We start from the raw sequence: 16,668 nt of genomic DNA on the forward strand, positions 1-16,668 counted from the left end.
TCAGAACCAGCGTTCGCCGACGAAGACGGTGTCGCCGGGCCCGATCGGCGTGCCCAAGGGAACGACGAAGTGGCCGGCGCCCGATGTATCGGTCTGGGTGAGGGTGACCTGGTCGCGCCGGGCGCGCGGCGAGAAGCCGCCGGCGATCGCCACCGCGCTCTCGACCGTCATGTTGGGTACATAGGGATATTGGCCGGGGGCTGCGACCTCACCGAGGATGAAGAACGGGCGGTAGGTCTCGATCTCGACCGCCACCGAAGGCTCGCGGATGTAGCCGTTGCGCAGCCGGCCCGTGATCTCGGCGGCGAGCCCGGTAGGGGTGCGGCCGCGCGCCGGCACCGAGCCGATCAGCGGCATGGTGATCGCGCCGGCCGCATCGATCGCATAGGAATTGGTCAGGCCTTCCTGGCCATAGACCACGACACGAAGCTTGTCGCCGGGGCCGAGATTGTAGGCCTCGCGGGTCGGGGCGGGGTCGGCATAGGCCACGGCCATCGGCGCGGGTGCAGCGAAGGCCGGCTGCCCATACGCCATCGAATCGAAGGCCGGGTCACCGGCAACCGGCGACGTCCGGCCCATGCAGCCCGACAGCGCGAGCGCAGCAATCAGACAAACGAGGGGAGCGCGCAGATCGCGCATGTGAGGAATCCCGCAACAATATCGGCGTCGATTAACGGCACGCATGGTTAACAAACGATGACGGAGCGGTGGTGGCCGCCGCATCCGTCAACCGTGCCGATTAACCCAGCAGCAACCTTAATGGACTGTAATCGCCGCCATTGAGATGGAATCGCGGCGTCCGCGGGAGTTCGTTATGCGTTTTGCATTCTGGCGTAGAGGCAAGGAAAAGGCCGCGGTGCAACGGGCATTGCCGAAGTCTGCGCCCGTTGCCGCCGAAGCCGTTGCGAGGCCGGCTTCGCCGATATCAGCTCCCGACAAGCCGGCGCCTCCGGCGGAGGCGACCGATCTCGATCTGCATGTGCTCGGGCGCGCGCTGGCGCGCAAGCGAAGCTGGATCATCGTGCCGACCGTGCTCGTGTTTGCAGTGTCGCTTGCCGCAGTCAACGTCGTGACGCCGCGCTACAAGTCGGAAGCGCGAATCCTGATCGACAATCGCGAAAACGCCTTCCTGCGCCCGAACGGCGAGCGCGACATCGAGCGCACCTCGCTCGACGCCGAGGCCGTGACCAGCCAGGTGCAACTGCTGCTGTCGCGCGATCTCGCCCGCGACATCATCAAGAAGAACAAGCTCGCCGAACGTCCCGAGTTCGATCCGGTGCTGCGGGGCTTTTCCCCGTTGAAGTCGCTGCTGGCGCTGTTCGGCATCGGCCGTGACCCGTTCAGCCTGACGCCGGAAGAGCGGGTGCTCGATTCCTATTACGAGCGCTTCCAGGCCTATGCGGTCGACAAGTCGCGCGTCATGGTGATTGAATTCCAGTCGGAGGATCCCGAGCTTGCGGCGCGCGTCGCCAACTCGATTGCCGACGGCTATCTGGTGCTGCAGCAGGCGGCGCGGCAGGACCAGGCCAAGTCCGCCAGCACCTGGCTGCTGGGCGAGATCGACAAGCTGCGCAGCAAGGTCGCGGAAGCGGATTCGCGGGTCGAGGAATTCCGCTCCAAGTCGAGCCTGTTCGTCGGCACCAACAACATCCCGCTGTCGAACCAGCAGATGGGCGAGCTGAACACGCAGCTCAACAATGCCCGCGCGCTGAAGGCGGATGCCGAGACCAAGGCGCGCCTGATCCGCGAGATGCTTCAGGGCGGCAAGCCGATCGAGGCTACGGAAGTGCTCAATTCCGAGCTGATCCGCCGGCTCGCCGAACAGCGCGGCACGCTGCGCGCACAGCTCGCCGAGCAGTCGTCGACGCTGCTCGACAACCATCCGCGCATCAAGGAACTGAAGGCGCAGATCGCCGACCTCGACCGCCAACTGCGCGAGGAAGCCGGTAAGATTTCGCGCTCGCTGGACAACGACGCCCGCGTCGCCGACGGCCGGGTCCAGGCGCTGCAAGTGAGCCTGGATCAATCGAAGAAGCAGGCGTCGTCGAGCAACAGCCAGGACGTGCAGCTGCGCGGATTCGAGCGTGAAGCCAAGGCGCAGCGCGATCTGCTGGAAGCCTATCTCGCGAAATATCGCGAGGCGACCGCGCGCGAGAACATCGAGGCCGCGCCGACCGACGGCCGCATCATCTCGCGCGCCACGGTCTCGAACACGCCGGCCTATCCGAAGAAGCTGCCGATCGTGCTGATCGCGACGCTGGCGACGCTGCTGCTGTCGTCCGGCATCATCATCACCGGCGAGCTGCTGCGCATCTCCGCGCCCGGTGCGGTGGGCCGTGCCTTCGCGCCGGCCGCGGCAGTGATCCGGCGCCGCGAACCCGTCATGGAGACCGCAACTGTCGACGAGCCGGCACCGGCGCTGCCGCCCGAACCTGAACTCGCGTCGCCGCTCGCGCCCAGCCTGTCGCCCGAGCCTGATCTGAGGCCCGACCCCGCAGTTGCCTATGAGCCGGCCGTCAGCGAGCCGCAGCCTGCGCCCACCCGGACGGCCAATGAGATCGATGAGCTGGCCGAGCGTCTGATCGCGGCCGGTCCCGCCGCCCACATGGTCACGGTGCTCGGCCCGGCTGCCGCCGAGAGCGTCACACTGACCGCGCTGACGCTGGCCCGTCTGATGGCGCGTCAGGCCAAGGTCGTGGTGGTCGATCTCGTCGCGTCCTCGCCGGTGCTGACGGCGGCCACGGTCGATCCCGGCGCGCCCGGCCTTGCCGAATTGATGCAGGGCGAGGCGACGTTCGCGCAGATCATCACCAAGGATCGGCAATCGCGGGTTCAGATCGTCAGCGCCGGGCGTCCGGGCTTCGATCGTTCGCATCTGCAATCGCCCCGGCTGGCGCTTGCGATCGACGCGCTGCTCCGGGTTTACGACCACGTGCTGCTCGACGCCGGCACGGCTGTCGACCTGCCGGCCGAGCTGCTGACTGCAAAGGCGCAAGCGGTCGTCGTGCCCGACGCCGCCATGGCGCAGGATGCCCGCCGCTCGATGGTCAATCAGCTCAGGGCCGTCGGCTTCTCCGACGTGACCATGCTGAGCAAGCCGTGTGCGCCGTCGGAAACGGTCGCTGCAGGCCCGCGGGTGGTGGCGGCCTGACCGTCACCGTCAGCCGGTGGGGGTAAATCCGGTCGCCTGCACGATGCCTTTCCAGCGTTCCGATTCCGACGTAAGCAGCCGCGCGAAGTCGTTCATCGCGATGGCGTCGACGTCGACCGACAGTCCGGCCATGCCGGACTTGACCTGGTCGGTGCGCAGTGAAGCCTGGATCGAGTTGTTGAGTTGCGCGAGGACGGCCGGCGGCGTCTTCGCCGGCAGGAAAATGCCGAACCAGGTCACGTCCTGAAGCGTGGGGTAGCCGGCTTCTGCGACCGTCGGCACCTCGGGGAGAGACTTGAGGCGGCTCGGACCCGTCGTCGCCAAGGCGCGAAGCTGTCCGGACTGGACCTGGCCGAGCAGGCTGTCGATCGGCATCACCGCCGACGCGATCTCGCCTTTCAGGAGGTCCTGGACCGCTGCTCTGCCCTGGTAGGGTACGTGGAGATAGTCGAAGCCGGCGGTGCGGCCGAGCATCGCTCCGATGAAGTGAAGCGTGGTGCCGACGCCGGGCGTGCCATAGGCCGCCTGGGTCGGGTTGGCGCGGCACCAGGCGACGAAGTCGGCGAGACTCCTGACTTCGTTCGGCACCTTCGACCCCACTGCCAACAGTGTCGCGAACGAGCCGACGGTGGATACCGGCGTGAAGTCCTGTGGCGCGTATCCGAGCGTCTTGTAGGTGTGCGGGAACAGCGCGATGAAGCCAAGCGGCGCGAGCAGCATGACCGATCCATCGGGCTGGGCGCTCTTGACAGCCTCGACAGCAATACGGCCGCTGGCGCCGGGCCGGGTCTCCACGACGATGGTGTCGGCATAATCCTTCATCTGTCCGGCGAGGAGCCTGGCAACGGCGTCCGGCAGTCCGGGCGTGAAGCCGGTCAAGATATGCGCCGTCTTCAGGCGGGACTGGGCGGCAAGTGGCCGTGTCCGGCCCGTGGCGACGAGGGCGGCACCGGCGGCTGATGCGGTCAGGAAGTCGCGACGAGTCAACATGCATGCCTCCATGGTCTTTGAGCCGCGCCGTGGGGGCGCGACGATCTGTGTCATCGCACGCGGAGGATGCGTGAGGCGGGGATAAACGTCCAATGCTAGTGTCTGAGGCGTCGATAACCGTTTTGGTAAGGATGCTGATGCAGGACATCGAGCGTGCCCGACGCCGGATCAAGCTGCGCGATCTGCACATCCTGCTCGTCATCAGCCAGCGCGGCAGCATGGCGAAGGCCGCAGCCGAACTCGCCATGTCGCAGCCGGCAATCTCTCGCGCCGTCGCTGACATGGAGCAGGCGCTCGGGGTTCGGCTGTTCGACCGCTGCCGAAGCGGCATCGAACTGACGGCTTATGGCGCTGCTCTGGTCAGACGCGGAGTGTCGATCTTCGACGAGCTTACGCAGGGGCTCCAGGAGCTCGAGTTTCTTGCCGATCCGAGCGTCGGAGAGTTGCGCGTGGGCAGTACGGAGAGCATCGCAGCCGGCTTGCTTCCGGTGGCGATCGACCGGTTCACGCGGCAGCATCCCGGAATCCGCATCAACGTCGCGCAGACGGTTCTCAGCGACTTGCGTTACCGCGAGCTGCGCGAGCGCACCATCGATCTGTTGCTCGGATGGACGCCGACGCCGTTTAACGAGAAGGATCTGGCGGTCGAGCCTTTGCTGCATGATCCGCGCGTGGTGGTCGCGGGAAGGAGAAGCAAATTGGCGCACGCGTCCAAGTTGCAGCTGGCCGACCTTGTGAAAGCGCGTTGGGTGCTGCCTCCGCCCGATACCTTTCCAGGCACCGCGGTAGCGGACATGCTCCGCTGTGGCGGAATTCCGACGCCGGATGCGCCGATTGCGACACTGTCGCTTCACTTGTGCTGCCGGCTGGCCGCGACTGGCCGCTTCGTCACCGTTCTGCCGGGCTCGGTTGCGCAGTGGGCTGGCGCCGATCTCGGGCTGAAGATCCTCCCGGTTCAGCTCCCGCGCACGGCGGCCGTCTCGGCCGCGATCGTCACGCTGAAAGGCCGCACGTTGCGACCAAGTGCCGAGCGATTCATCGCATGCATCCGCGAGGTAGCGAAAATCGCGGCAAGCAAGACGGGTGCTCGCACGTGACGGGCAGTGCGAGCACCGCGCTCTTCCGCCGCAGGTGTCAGTGCGCCATCACCGGCGCGCGCGCGGCGCGTTCGAGCACGGGATCGATCCGCAGCCTGATCGTGACCAGCGCGCCGATCAGTCCCATCACGGCGAGCAGCAGCAGCCCTGCGGTGAAGCTGCCGGTCAGGTCCTTCAGGTAGCCGACGGCGAAGGGACCGGCGAAGCCCGACAGATTGCCGAGCGAGTTGATCGCGGCAATGCCCGCCGCGGCCGAGGCGCCGGTGAGGATGCTGGCCGGCATCGGCCAGAACATCGGCGGCACCGCCGACACGCCGATCTGCGCGAGGCAGAGCAGGCCGACGATCAAGAACGGGCTCGAGACCAGACCGGCGAGGCCGATGCCGACGGCTGCGAGCGTCAGCGCGCCGGCGACATGGTATCGCCGCTCGCCGGTCTTGTCGGAATGGCGGCCGAGCAGCACCATGCCGACCGCGCCGAACACGAAGGGCAGGGCCGCGATCAGGCCGGTCTGGGTGTCGGTGACGCCAAATGCCTTGATGATGGTGGGCAGGAAGAACGCGACGCCGTAGCTCGCCGCATTGAGGCAGAAATACACGAAGGCACAGGCAAGAACCCGCGAATCGGTCAGCGACTGCAACACGGAGATGTGCTCCACGGCCTCGGTTTGCTGCCGCTCGCGTTCGAGCGTGGTCTGGATCCATCTGATCTCGTCGGGATGTAGCCAGCTCGCCTGACGTGGGAAGTCGGGCAGGAAGGCGAGCACACCGAAGCCGACCAGGACCGACGGCAGCGCCTCGCAGATGAACAGCCACTGCCAGCCGTGCAGGTTGAACCCCGACAGGTTGAGGAGCAGACCCGAGATCGGCGCCCCGATGATGCTCGAGATCGGGATCGCGAGCATGAACAGGCTGATGACGCGCGCGCGATACACCGAAGGGAACCAGAGCGTCTGATAGAAAATGATGCCGGGGAAGAAACCGGCCTCGCAGGCGCCGAGCAGGAGCCGCAGGCAGTAGAACACCCACTCGCTCGAGATTCCGGTCGCCGCGGACATCTGCGGGATGAACGCAAATGCCGCCGAGACGATGCCCCAGCTGATCATGATGCGGGCGATCCAGCGCCGGGCGCCAAACCGTTCCAGAAGAATGTTGGAAGGCACTTCGAAGAAGAAGTAGCCGACGAAGAACAGGCCCGCGCCGAGCCCGTAGGCGGCCTCGCTGAGGCCAAGCGCCGTATTCATGTGCAGCTTGGCGAAGCCGACATTAACGCGATCGAGATAGGCCACGAAGTAACACAGGATGAGGAACGGAATCAGCCGCCGCATCATCTTTCCGATTGCGCGCTTCTCGACATCGTCACTCATCGTTCCCATCCCTTCCGGTTATTCGATTCGGCGCGCGGTGATCGCGCTGTCCGGGCGGCATCTTCGTGCAGCCGCAGGCCGTCGCCTTGCCCTTGCAAGTATTGCATTCATTGTTGTGTAATCGACAGCCGCGTGACTAATGGCATTTGGGAATGGAGCCACGGCGAAACTGTCATGATGCGCCGCGGTATAAGCGCGGGAACCCCAGAGTATTTTCCAGCGAAACGGACACCGGTTCGCGTAAGAAAAACGCGTCAAGACAGAATCTGGAGCCCCGTTCCGATCTAATCGGAACGAAGAGGCCCTTGCCGGGCAGGATGGTAGCAGGCCGTGATCAATAACCTGAAATTGCGCCAGCTGCGCCTGCTGGTCGCTCTCGACAATGAGCGCAAGCTGCAGCTAGCGGCCGAGCGGTTGAACATCACCCAGTCTGCGGCATCGAAGATGCTCGCCGAAATCGAGGCGCTGGCGCGGGTTCCCCTGTTTGAGCGGACGGCGCGCGGCGTCGAGCCCACCGCCTATGGCTCGATCCTGATTCGCGGCGGCAAGAGCGTGTTGGCCGATCTCGACCAGGTCACCGACGAGTTCGCGGGCTACAAGTCCGGCGAGCTCGGCACCGTATCCGTCGGAACAGTCGCCAAACCCAGCATCGACCTGGTCGTCGACGTGATCCAGTATCTCGGCGAGAAGCTGAACCGGGTGAACATCTCGCTCGATGTCAGCACCAGCCCGCCATTGATTACGCGTCTGCTCGCGCTCGAGTTCGACTTCGTCGTCGCCAGGATTCCGGCCGGCATCGATCCCCGGCAATTCGACTATTATGAGATCGGCGCAGAAGAGGCGGTGCTGCTGGTTCGTGCGGAGCATCCATTGGCCGGCCGCGAGACCATCGAGCTGGAGGATATGGCCGACCAGCAGTGGATTTGCCAGCCGCGGGAATCCTTCATGCGCCAGGCGCTGGAGAGGCTGTTCATGAGCCGCGGCGTGACGCCGCCGCGCCGGGTCATCAACACCGAGTCATTCTTTGCCTCGGTTGGAATCGCCGCCGGCATCGACGCGATCGTGCCGGTTCCCATGCTGGTGTTCGATCTGGTCGACCCGCAGCGATTCAAGATGCTGCGTCTTCGCGACCGGCTCCTGTTGGAGAATTATGGCCTGATCAAGCTGCGCAAGCGTGCGCTTTCACCCGCCGCGGCGCTGCTATTCGACGCGATGAGGCGGCTCGGCGTACCGAGTGGCGACGCAGAGCAGGGTGAAGCGGCGAGCTGAGGCTCAGCGGAACATGCTGCGCAGGTTCTGCGCAATCTCGAACAGCGCCGGATTTTGCTTCACGGCGCGCTTGGCGCGGCTGATGGCCGACAGCGCGCTTGCCGCCGGCTTGCCGCGCAGGCTGAGCGGAATGAAGCTGTCGACGATCGCTTCGTCGTTCTTGCAGAACAGCCGCTTGTACTCGTCCGAGCCGATGCCGAGGTCGAAGGCGCGGTAGTTTAGGCCGGCATGGCGATCGATGATGTCGCGCATCAGGATAAGGCCGGGGCTGAACTTGGAATTCGCCGACATCGTGTAGGTGTTGAACATCATCGAGAACCGATGACCGTCGGAGACGCCGGCGAAGATCGCAATCACTTCCTCGTCGCACTCCAGCGCGTGGATGTCGATCGCGTAGCCCTTGCCGTCGGCGCGCGGCGCGAGGCAGGCGCTGCGAATGAACTGCTCGACGCCGGGCTCGGCGAACACGTCGGGTAGCTTCTGCTCGGCCATGCGCTGCGGCTTGACGCGGAAGAACCAGTCGAGCAGGCGGCAGACGTCGGCGCTGTCGCTTGCGACATGGTAGCGGTAGCCGGGCAGCGCCTGCAGCTTGCGCTCCTTGCCCTTGAGGCGGCGGCGGAACGAGTTGCTGATCAGCGCCGCGGGTGCCGCGCCGGGCTCGATCACCAGCAGCGGGCAGTCGTTCACCGAAGCCTGGTGCGGTAGCAACGCCAGCGGATTGGGTTGGTCCTGCCAGCGCAGCGGCTGCTGACACAGCACGAGCGCGTCGACGCGAGACCGCTCGGTGATCGATCCGGTCAGGGCCGTGATGTCGGCCTCGGTTGCGTTGGCGGCGAAGTCCTTGTCGTACAGCGCCATGTTGAAAGTCGCATGCTTCCCGCCCATGAAGCCCGCGCAGTTCGCGCCGAGACGGGACTCGATGGCGAGCGGCAACAGCAGCAGCGGACGGCGTTCGCTGTCATGGGCGACGACGATGAAGGGCCGCAGGCCCTCGCGCTCGCCGACCTGGCGCTGCCAGTTGGCGAGGAAATCGAAGCGCTGATAGGGCGTGTAGCTGTGTTGCGGTGTCTCGAGGCTGCGCCAGGTCGCCTCGGCCGCAGTGAGGTCATGAAAGATGTCGACGCCGGCAACGCGGATCGCATTCGGCCATGGTCGCGTTCCCGCCGTCTGGCCTTCAACTGCCGCCGCCATGATCATTTCGGAGCCCAAATTTTTTAAAGGTATTGATTTACAGGTCTCGGCTGCGGCCGACCTTCGCAGGGAAATGTCAACAAAGAGTAATAACAATGCCGCGGCGGGCTGTGGGAACCGCCGGGCAGAGGCGGGGATTTTGACGCCGGACAGCGGGATTTTGCGGCGGGCCCGAATGGAGCTCGCCTATTTCAGCGGCGCCTTCAGGCTGCGGGAACACGAGGCCGGGGGCGCCGGAGTGATCCTGCGCTTCGCGCGCGTCCGGCCTCCGCGCCAAGGCCGGTTCCAGCCGCTGAAATCCCAGGAGATCACGCCTGCCTTCCTCGATCGCACCATCCGCGCGCTGAAGCGCTGGAAGTACGACATCGTCGGGATCGACGAGGCCTGCCGCCGCGCGGTGACCCTGCCGGAGCGCCGCCGCTTTGTTTGCCTGAGCTTCGATGGTGCGACCAGGGACATCGTCACACATGGCTATCCCGTGCTTGCCAGACACGGCGTCCCCTTCACCCTTTATCTGCCGACGGCCTTCCCGGACGGCGTGGGCACGGCGTGGTGGCTGGTGCTCGAGGACATCATCGCGCGCGAGAGCCGCATCAGCCTGATGATCGACGGCAGGGAACGGCACTTCGTGGTCTCGAGCCTGTCGGACAAATACGAGCTGTTCGATTTCCTGTCCGGCTGGCTGCGCAAGCTGTCGCCACGTGATCTGTCCTATGCGGTGAACGATCTCGGCCGGCGCTATTCGGCCGATGCGGCGCAATTGTCACGCAGTGCCTTGCTCGACTGGCAGGACCTGGCGAAGCTTGCGGCTGATCCGAACGTGACGTTCGGCAGCGCTACGGTGAACTATTCCGCCCTGTCGAGCCTCAGGGATGCCGACGCGCAGCGTGAGATCGCGATGGGAAAGGCGGTTGCCGAGAGCGCGCTGCGGCGACCGATCGAGCATTTCGCATTCCCCTTCGGGGACCGCGACGCGTTCCGCCGTCCGCATGTCGTGATGGCCGAGGAGGCCGGCTTCGCCAGCGCAGTGTCGACCATATCAGGTGTGGTCGAGGCGCAGGGGCGCACCAACCTTCACGCACTGCCGCGCATCGCATGGGACGGCCGCGTGCGGTCGCTGCGGATGATGCGCGTGCTGCTCTCGGGCGTGATGTTCGCGCCGGTGCGGCCGACGCGGCATGCGCGCGACGAGGGCGCGATCTAGGCGCGGTCAGGCCGCGACATCCAGGAGACGATCGGCATCGCCGGCAGCACCCAGCCGAGGCCCGCGACGACGTAGAAGATCGCCTGCAGCAGCCCCGAATTGGCGAGCCACGGGGTCTGGGCGACCGTCATGCCGAGCAGCGACCACACCACGACCAGGATGAGCAGGGCGATGGTTCCGAGCAATTTGCGGGTGCGTATGGCCATGGCGGATATGTATGACTCGTGATCCAGAGCGTTTTCGAGCGAAGCAGACACCGGTTCGCGCAAAGAAAACGCGTCAAAACAAAAGATTGCTGAGGCCTCGTTCCGACCGATCGGAACGAGGCCTCAGGCGGCGCTTGCGCCGCTTGCGGGCCGGACTATAAGGGGCCCGAAAATCCAATCAAGTCAGGGCGAAATGGCCGGCATTTCCGCACAACCATCGCAGCTCCGCGCCGTCAGGGTCTGGCTGATCGCGGTCGCCGCCCTGATCGCGCTGATGGTCTTGGTCGGCGGCGCCACACGGCTCACCGAGTCCGGCCTGTCGATCGTCGAATGGAAGCCGGTGACCGGCGCGCTGCCCCCGCTGACCGGGGCGCAGTGGATGAAGGCTTTTGAGGGCTACAAGACCATCCCGCAATATCGCGAGCTCAACGCCGGGATGACGCTCGCGCAATTCAAGACGATTTTCTGGTGGGAGTGGAGCCACCGGCTGCTCGGCCGGGTAATCGGCGCCGCCTATCTGCTGCCGTTCCTGTATTTCCTGTGGCGCGGCGCGGTGAGCGGCGAACTCGGCCGGCGGCTGTGGGTGATCTTCGGTCTCGGTGCGCTGCAGGGCGGCGTCGGCTGGTGGATGGTGGCGTCCGGCCTCTCGGAGCGCGTCGAGGTGTCGCAGTATCGGCTGGCGACGCATCTCGTGCTGGCGCTCCTGATCTTCGCGGCGATCGTCTGGACGCTGCGGCGCTTGACGGACCGTCCGTCCGTGATCGCGCCGCTCAGGCTGAAGATCACCAGCGCCGTGCTGCTCGTGCTCACCTTCGTGCAGCTCTATTTCGGCGCGCTGGTCGCGGGTCTGCGCGCGGGGCGGGTCTACAACACCTGGCCCGAGATCGACGGCGGCTTGATTCCGTCGGCTGACCGGCTGTGGTTCGAGACGCCGTGGTGGCGCAATCTGTTCGACAACACGCTGACTGTGCAGTTCGAGCATCGCATGACCGCTTATTTGCTGTTCGCGCTGGCGATCGCGCATGCGATCGATGCGGTGCGTGCACGCGCCGGAAGTGCGGTCATCGCGGGGGCCTGGTGGCTGGTGGCGGCGATCACGCTGCAGGCGACGCTCGGCATCCTGACGCTGCTGCATCAGGTGCCGATCGATCTGGCGCTAGCGCACCAGGCGGTCGCGATCGTCGTGCTGACATTGGCGGTGTTGCAGGCCGAGCGCTTCGCGGCGCGCCGGACCGAGCGCGACCAGCCGACCCTCGTTCCGGTCGGCCAGCCGCTTTGATCGATCAAGCCGGCTGATCCATCAGGACAGATAGTCGAGCCCGATATCGAGCGCGGCCGAGCTGTGGGTCACCCAGCCGACCGAGATCAAATCGACGCCGGTGGCGGCGATCGCCGCGGCGGTCGCAGCCGTGATGCGGCCGGAGGCTTCGGTGAGCGCCTTGCCGCGCGCCATCGCCACCGCCTGGCTGAGCTGTTCGGTCGTCATGTTGTCGAGCAGGACCGCGTCGACGCCGAGTGCCAGCGCCTCTTCAAGCTGCGCCAGTGTGTCAACCTCGACTTCGATCTTCACGAGATGACCGGTATTGGCCTTGGCACGTTCGATCGCAAGGCGGATGCCGCCGGCGAGCGCGATGTGGTTGTCCTTGATCAGCACGGCGTCGTCGAGCCCAAAACGGTGATTGCCGCCGCCGCCGGCGCGCACCGCATATTTCTCCAGCGCACGAAGCCCCGGCGTGGTCTTGCGGGTGCAGACGATCTGCGCGCGCGTGCCAGCGACAGCCTTGACGAGCGTGGCGGTTGCGGTCGCGACGCCGCTCAGATGGCAGAGAAAGTTCAGCGCGGTGCGCTCGGCGGTGAGCAGGCTGCGCGCCGGACCGTCGATGATCGCGATCACCTGGTCGGGTTCGACCGCGCTGCCGTCGGGCCGCTCGGCGCGCAGCTCGATCGCCGGCGACACCGTCTGGAAGGCTGACCGTGCGATGTCGAGCCCGGCGATCACGCCGGGCTGCCGCGCCCGCATCACCAGCCGGGCTTGCTGGCTCGCCGGCACGATGGCGTCCGCCGTGATATCGCCGGCGCGGCCGAGATCCTCGCGCAATGCGGTTTGCACGATCGGTTCATACAGCAGCGGCAACAGGGGATTGAGGGTCATGAGCGCGCACTCCTGGCTGGTAGCTGGGATTCAACGATGTCGTGCGCGGCGGCGAGCGCCTCGTCACGGGTGAGGGAAGACGGCGTCGCCGACAAAGCGGTGTGCGGGAAATCGGTGCGGAAATGACCGCCGCGGCTTTCCTCACGTCTGATGGCGGCAACCGCGATCATTAGTCCGACCAATGCTGCGTCGGATGCCGCACTCGGACTGCGCGCGAGCGGATAGAGGCCGCGGATCGCGCGTGCGATGCCGTCGCGGTCGCGCAGCACGCCGAGCCCCTGGGTGAGGATCGGACGCACGGCGGAAGCATCGGCGGCGGGCGACATCACCTCGTCGCTCAGCATCGCGCGTGGACCTGCGCTGACGCCTTCGATGCTCTCGGCGACCCAGCGCGCGCAGACGATCGCTTCCATCAGCGAGTTGCTGGCGAGCCGGTTGGCGCCGTGCAGCCCGGTGCGCGCGGCCTCGCCGCAGGCCCACAGGCCTTGCACCGTGCTGCGGCCATGCCCGTCAACCGCGATGCCGCCCATGTGGTAGTGAACCGCCGGCCGGATCGGGATCGGATCGCTGGCGGGATCGATGCCGGCCATCTTGCAGAACGCACTGATCACGGGATAGCGCTGCGCGAAATCCGCCCCCGGATGCTTGCGCGCATCAAGGAAGGTGCGATGTCCCGCGGCGCGATGGCGCCAGACGGCGCGTGCGACGATGTCGCGTGGTGCGAGCTCGGCGCCGGGCTGATCGGCCATGAAGCGCCGGCCGGTCTCGTCGATCAGGGTCGCGCCGTCGCCGCGGATCGCCTCGGTCAGCAGCGGCATCGGCCGCGACGGCCCGTCGAAGGCGGTCGGATGAAACTGCACGAATTCGAGATCCGACAGTTTTGCGCCGGCATGGGCCGCGAGCGCGAGCCCTTGGCCGAAACATCCGCCCGGGTTGGTGCTGTCTGAGAACAGCCCGCCGATGCCGCCGGTCGCGACCACGACGCGGTTGGTCGCGATCGTGAGCGTACCGCGGTCGCTGGCTGCGAGCACGCCCCTGACCGCATTGTCCTCGACCAGCAGCCGCCGCGCCTCGACGCCTTCCAGCAAGGTGATCGACGGCGTCTGGCGGACCGTGGCGATCAGCGCCCGCATGATCTCGCGGCCGGTGCCGTCGCCGGTGGCGTGCACGATGCGGTTGCGGCCGTGCGCGGCCTCGAGCCCGAGGCGCCAGCTGCCGTCGGCGCGCCGGTCGAAGGCGACGCCGAGCTCGGCCAGATGCTCCACGGCAGCAGGCGCGGCATGAACGATCCGGGATGCCGCGGCCGCATCACAGAGGCCGGCGCCGGCCGCAAGCGTATCGGCGAGATGGAGGGCAGGAGTGTCATCCGCACCGACCGGCGCGGCGAGGCCACCCTGCGCCCACATGCTGGATGCTTCGGCGCCGAGCGGCGATTTCGACAGCAGCACGACCGGCTCGGGCGCGAGTCGAAGCGCGGTCATCAGTCCCGCGGCGCCGCCGCCGATGATCACCGGGCGGCCGTTGAGATCGGAGAGATCGGTCCTCATATTGCCAGCATCCTTTCGACGCTCCTGCGCGCGCGATCGGCGATCGCGGGGTCGATCGTGACCTCGTGCTGATTGGTCTCCAGCGCGTGGCGGATGTTCTTCAGCGTGATCCGCTTCATGTGCGGACAGAGATTGCAGGGGCGGACGAAGTCGACATCGGGATTGCTGGCCGCGATGTTGTCGCTCATCGAACATTCCGTCAGCAGCACGACGCGCGGCGGACGTTTGGTCTCGACGAAAGACTGCATCGTAGCGGTCGATCCCGAAAAGTCCGCTTCGGCAACCACCTCGGGCGGGCATTCCGGATGCGCCAGGATGGTGACGTCCGGATAATTTTCACGCAGCTGGCGCACGTCATCGGTGGTGAACAGCTCGTGCACCTCGCAATGGCCCTTCCAGGCGATGATCTTCTTGCTGGTCTGCTTGGCGATGTTCTGCGCCAGATATTCATCCGGCAGCATGATGACGCGCTCGGCACCGAGCGATTCCACCACCTTGAGCGCATTGCCTGACGTGCAGCAGATGTCGGACTCGGCCTTCACCGCGGTCGAGGTGTTGACATAGGCGATAACAGGCGCGTCCGGATAGCGCGCGCGCATCAGCCGTACGTCCTGCGCCGTGATGGAATCCGCCAGCGAGCAGCCGGCCTTGAGATCGGGGATCAGCACCGTCTTGGCCGGGTTCAACAGCTTCGCCGTCTCGGCCATGAAGTGCACGCCGGCGAGCACGATGACATCGGCGTCGACCTTGGTCGCTTCACGCGCAAGCAGGAGGCTGTCGCCGACGATATCGGCGACGCCGTGGAAGATCTCCGGGGTCTGGTAGTTGTGCGCCAGCACCACCGCGTTGCGGCGGCGCTTCAGTTCGAGGATCGCATCGACATCCTCGGCGAAAGTGGCCCACTCGAACGGCGGGATGACGCGCTTGACGCGCTCATAGAGCGGCGCGGTGCGGGTGAGCAGGTCGGTATCGAGTGCAGCCATTTATACTCTCCTTGAGCATAAGATGGCTTATACTTATCCTGAGCATAAGGCGTGTCAAGTGCGCGAAAGCGGGAGCTTGGTGCCGACGAGGGCCCGTTCGGCCAACACGGCATGGCGGAAGCGGAATAGCTTGGCCGGCCGTCCGACGGTGTCGGCGGCCATTGCGCCAGTCTCTTCAACGAGTTCCTGCTGTTCGATGAGCCGGCGGAAGTTCTGCTTGTGGACCAGCCGGCCTGCGAGTGCTTCAACACTGCGTTGCAGTTGCAGCAGGGTGAACTCGGCCGGCATCAACTCGAATACCACCGGACGGTATTTGATCTTGGCGCGCAGCCGCGCGATCCCGGTTGCGAGGATGCGGCGATGATCCGCCGTCATCGGCTTGCCCGGCACGATTGGCGCCTCGCGGTCATGCGCGCGTCCGGCTTCCGGGATCAGCAACACCTCGTACAGCAATTCGTAGCGCTGCAACACGAGTTCTTCGTTCCAGTCGCGGTCATCGAGACCGAAGGTGATCGCGCAGCGCTGCCAGCGCTCGCGCTGCAGCGTGGGTGACGGGGCCGCCTTCGCCCACGTCTTCAGCTTCGGCGCGATCATCTTCGCAAGGCAGACCGGCGTGCCGGCGCGATGATCCTCCCAGGGGAAATAGTCGTACCAGCCGGACCAATGCGCCTCGAAATCTTCGCCGACCTGGTCCTCGCGGGTCAGGCCGAGATAGCTGATCGAGACGCTATGCGGCGTCCTGGCGTCGCCGGACCGGCCGCGGTCGGCAAAGGTGTAGAGCTGCTCGACATAGCCGAGCGGATGGCCGGTCTGCGCCTCGACCCAGGCCCGCAGCGCGGTCTGCAGCGAACGGTGGGTGAACTCGAACGGGCCGCTCGGCAGCGCTGAGCCGCCGGCGATGGTCATGATCTTCGGCGTGCCGTCGGTCACGGCGACCAGCACCGCGACGAGGTCGGCGGTCACCGCGTTGCCCGAAGCCGGTGCGCTGGTCTTCTTCTGCGGCGATCTGGCCACGCGCGCGTCCCGGGCTAGCAGTAGCCGTAGACGCCGCAGGCGTAGGGCAGGCGATCCCAGTAGTCGACATAGGCGCCGCCGTAATACGGGCCGAAATAGTTGTAGGAATGCCAGTTGCCGTAATAGCCGGGCAGCGACGATGACCCCGGCAGCAGCGGTTCGCCCGGCACGAACGGGATATACGGCTCTGCGTTGAGCGGGATCACTTCGGGCTCGATGACCACGAGCTGGCGTCCGCGCCGCACATAGGTCGGCTGCGTGATGGTGGTGCGGTAGGCGTAGTGCCGGCGCGGCAGGCCGGCCGGCAGCTGGCGCGCGGCCTTGACGGTGGCGCGTTTGGTGACGACAGGGCCGTCGGCGGCGTCAGCAGACGAGATCGCAAACAGCGCGATCGCGAGCGGCAATATCCAGCGCAGCATCAATGGTCTCCCGAATCATCCGGAGCCTATCACTGCCACTTTATGCCGGAATGAGCGTTAACGAGAGACCCGTCGGTAT

The 16,668-nt window shown here is 66.1% G+C and carries 15 protein-coding genes; 5 read left to right on the forward strand and 10 right to left on the reverse strand.

The window, feature by feature from the left end:
* Complete coding sequence (locus tag ACVW1C_RS38740) at nt 1–639, reverse strand: polysaccharide biosynthesis/export family protein (protein ID WP_456762719.1); 639 nt, start codon at nt 637–639, stop codon at nt 1–3.
* Nucleotides 640–814: 175 nt separating this feature from the next.
* Between ACVW1C_RS38740 and ACVW1C_RS38745 the strand changes: the two genes are divergently transcribed.
* Complete coding sequence (locus ACVW1C_RS38745) at nt 815–3,151, forward strand: GumC family protein (protein WP_456762720.1); 2,337 nt, start codon at nt 815–817, stop codon at nt 3,149–3,151.
* 9 nt (nt 3,152–3,160) lie between these two features.
* On the opposite strand, the gene ACVW1C_RS38750 is transcribed toward ACVW1C_RS38745, so the two are convergent.
* On the reverse strand, nt 3,161–4,141 hold the full coding sequence (locus ACVW1C_RS38750) for a tripartite tricarboxylate transporter substrate-binding protein (protein ID WP_456762721.1): 981 nt from the start codon (nt 4,139–4,141) through the stop codon (nt 3,161–3,163).
* A 137-nt stretch (nt 4,142–4,278) separates the two neighbouring features.
* Between ACVW1C_RS38750 and ACVW1C_RS38755 the strand changes: the two genes are divergently transcribed.
* Nucleotides 4,279–5,238 carry a LysR family transcriptional regulator gene (locus ACVW1C_RS38755; RefSeq protein WP_456762722.1) on the forward strand — a complete coding sequence of 320 codons (960 nt, stop codon included), beginning with the start codon at nt 4,279–4,281 and terminating at the stop codon, nt 5,236–5,238.
* Between the two features lie 37 nt (nt 5,239–5,275).
* On the opposite strand, the gene ACVW1C_RS38760 is transcribed toward ACVW1C_RS38755, so the two are convergent.
* Nucleotides 5,276–6,613, reverse strand: coding sequence for an MFS transporter (locus ACVW1C_RS38760; protein WP_456762723.1), 1,338 nt, complete (start codon nt 6,611–6,613; stop codon nt 5,276–5,278).
* 321 nt (nt 6,614–6,934) lie between these two features.
* Here ACVW1C_RS38760 and ACVW1C_RS38765 point away from each other — a divergent pair, with 321 nt between their 5' ends.
* The gene (locus ACVW1C_RS38765) at nt 6,935–7,873 is read left to right on the forward strand and encodes a LysR family transcriptional regulator (RefSeq protein ID WP_456762724.1); all 939 of its coding nucleotides are present in this window, start codon (nt 6,935–6,937) and stop codon (nt 7,871–7,873) included.
* 3 nt (nt 7,874–7,876) lie between these two features.
* Here ACVW1C_RS38765 and ACVW1C_RS38770 read toward each other — a convergent pair whose 3' ends face one another.
* On the reverse strand, nt 7,877–9,070 hold the full coding sequence (locus tag ACVW1C_RS38770; RefSeq protein WP_456762725.1) for a GNAT family N-acetyltransferase: 1,194 nt from the start codon (nt 9,068–9,070) through the stop codon (nt 7,877–7,879).
* A 169-nt stretch (nt 9,071–9,239) separates the two neighbouring features.
* On the opposite strand from ACVW1C_RS38770, the gene ACVW1C_RS38775 reads away from it, so the two are divergent.
* Nucleotides 9,240–10,268 carry a polysaccharide deacetylase family protein gene (locus tag ACVW1C_RS38775; RefSeq protein WP_456762726.1) on the forward strand — a complete coding sequence of 343 codons (1,029 nt, stop codon included), beginning with the start codon at nt 9,240–9,242 and terminating at the stop codon, nt 10,266–10,268.
* Here ACVW1C_RS38775 and ACVW1C_RS38780 read toward each other — a convergent pair.
* On the reverse strand, nt 10,265–10,474 hold the full coding sequence (locus ACVW1C_RS38780; protein WP_050400909.1) for a DUF2842 domain-containing protein: 210 nt from the start codon (nt 10,472–10,474) through the stop codon (nt 10,265–10,267). The genes ACVW1C_RS38775 and ACVW1C_RS38780 overlap by 4 nt on opposite strands.
* Nucleotides 10,475–10,667: 193 nt before the next feature.
* On the opposite strand from ACVW1C_RS38780, the gene ACVW1C_RS38785 reads away from it, so the two are divergent.
* Nucleotides 10,668–11,753, forward strand: a complete 1,086-nt coding sequence (locus ACVW1C_RS38785; protein ID WP_456762727.1) for a COX15/CtaA family protein — start codon at nt 10,668–10,670, stop codon at nt 11,751–11,753.
* A gap of 21 nt (nt 11,754–11,774) precedes the next feature.
* On the opposite strand, the gene nadC is transcribed toward ACVW1C_RS38785, so the two are convergent.
* From nadC to ACVW1C_RS38810, 5 genes are read right to left on the reverse strand one after another with little or no spacing between them, the layout of a single operon-like run.
* On the reverse strand, nt 11,775–12,626 hold the full coding sequence (gene nadC / locus ACVW1C_RS38790; protein WP_456762728.1) for a carboxylating nicotinate-nucleotide diphosphorylase: 852 nt from the start codon (nt 12,624–12,626) through the stop codon (nt 11,775–11,777).
* Nucleotides 12,623–14,173 (reverse strand): L-aspartate oxidase, encoded by a 1,551-nt coding sequence (locus tag ACVW1C_RS38795; RefSeq protein ID WP_456762729.1) that lies wholly within the window; start codon nt 14,171–14,173, stop codon nt 12,623–12,625. The genes nadC and ACVW1C_RS38795 overlap by 4 nt, the downstream gene beginning before the upstream one ends.
* A complete protein-coding gene (nadA, locus tag ACVW1C_RS38800; protein WP_456762730.1) occupies nt 14,170–15,156 on the reverse strand; it encodes a quinolinate synthase NadA in 987 nt (328 codons plus the stop codon). Before nadA ends, ACVW1C_RS38795 begins: the two co-directional genes overlap by 4 nt.
* A gap of 54 nt (nt 15,157–15,210) precedes the next feature.
* Complete coding sequence (locus tag ACVW1C_RS38805) at nt 15,211–16,170, reverse strand: NUDIX hydrolase (protein ID WP_456762731.1); 960 nt, start codon at nt 16,168–16,170, stop codon at nt 15,211–15,213.
* Between the two features lie 14 nt (nt 16,171–16,184).
* Complete coding sequence (locus tag ACVW1C_RS38810; protein ID WP_456762732.1) at nt 16,185–16,589, reverse strand: hypothetical protein; 405 nt, start codon at nt 16,587–16,589, stop codon at nt 16,185–16,187.
* Nucleotides 16,590–16,668: the final 79 nt, after the last annotated feature.

It is taken from the genome of Bradyrhizobium sp. USDA 4011, from assembly GCF_054063415.1.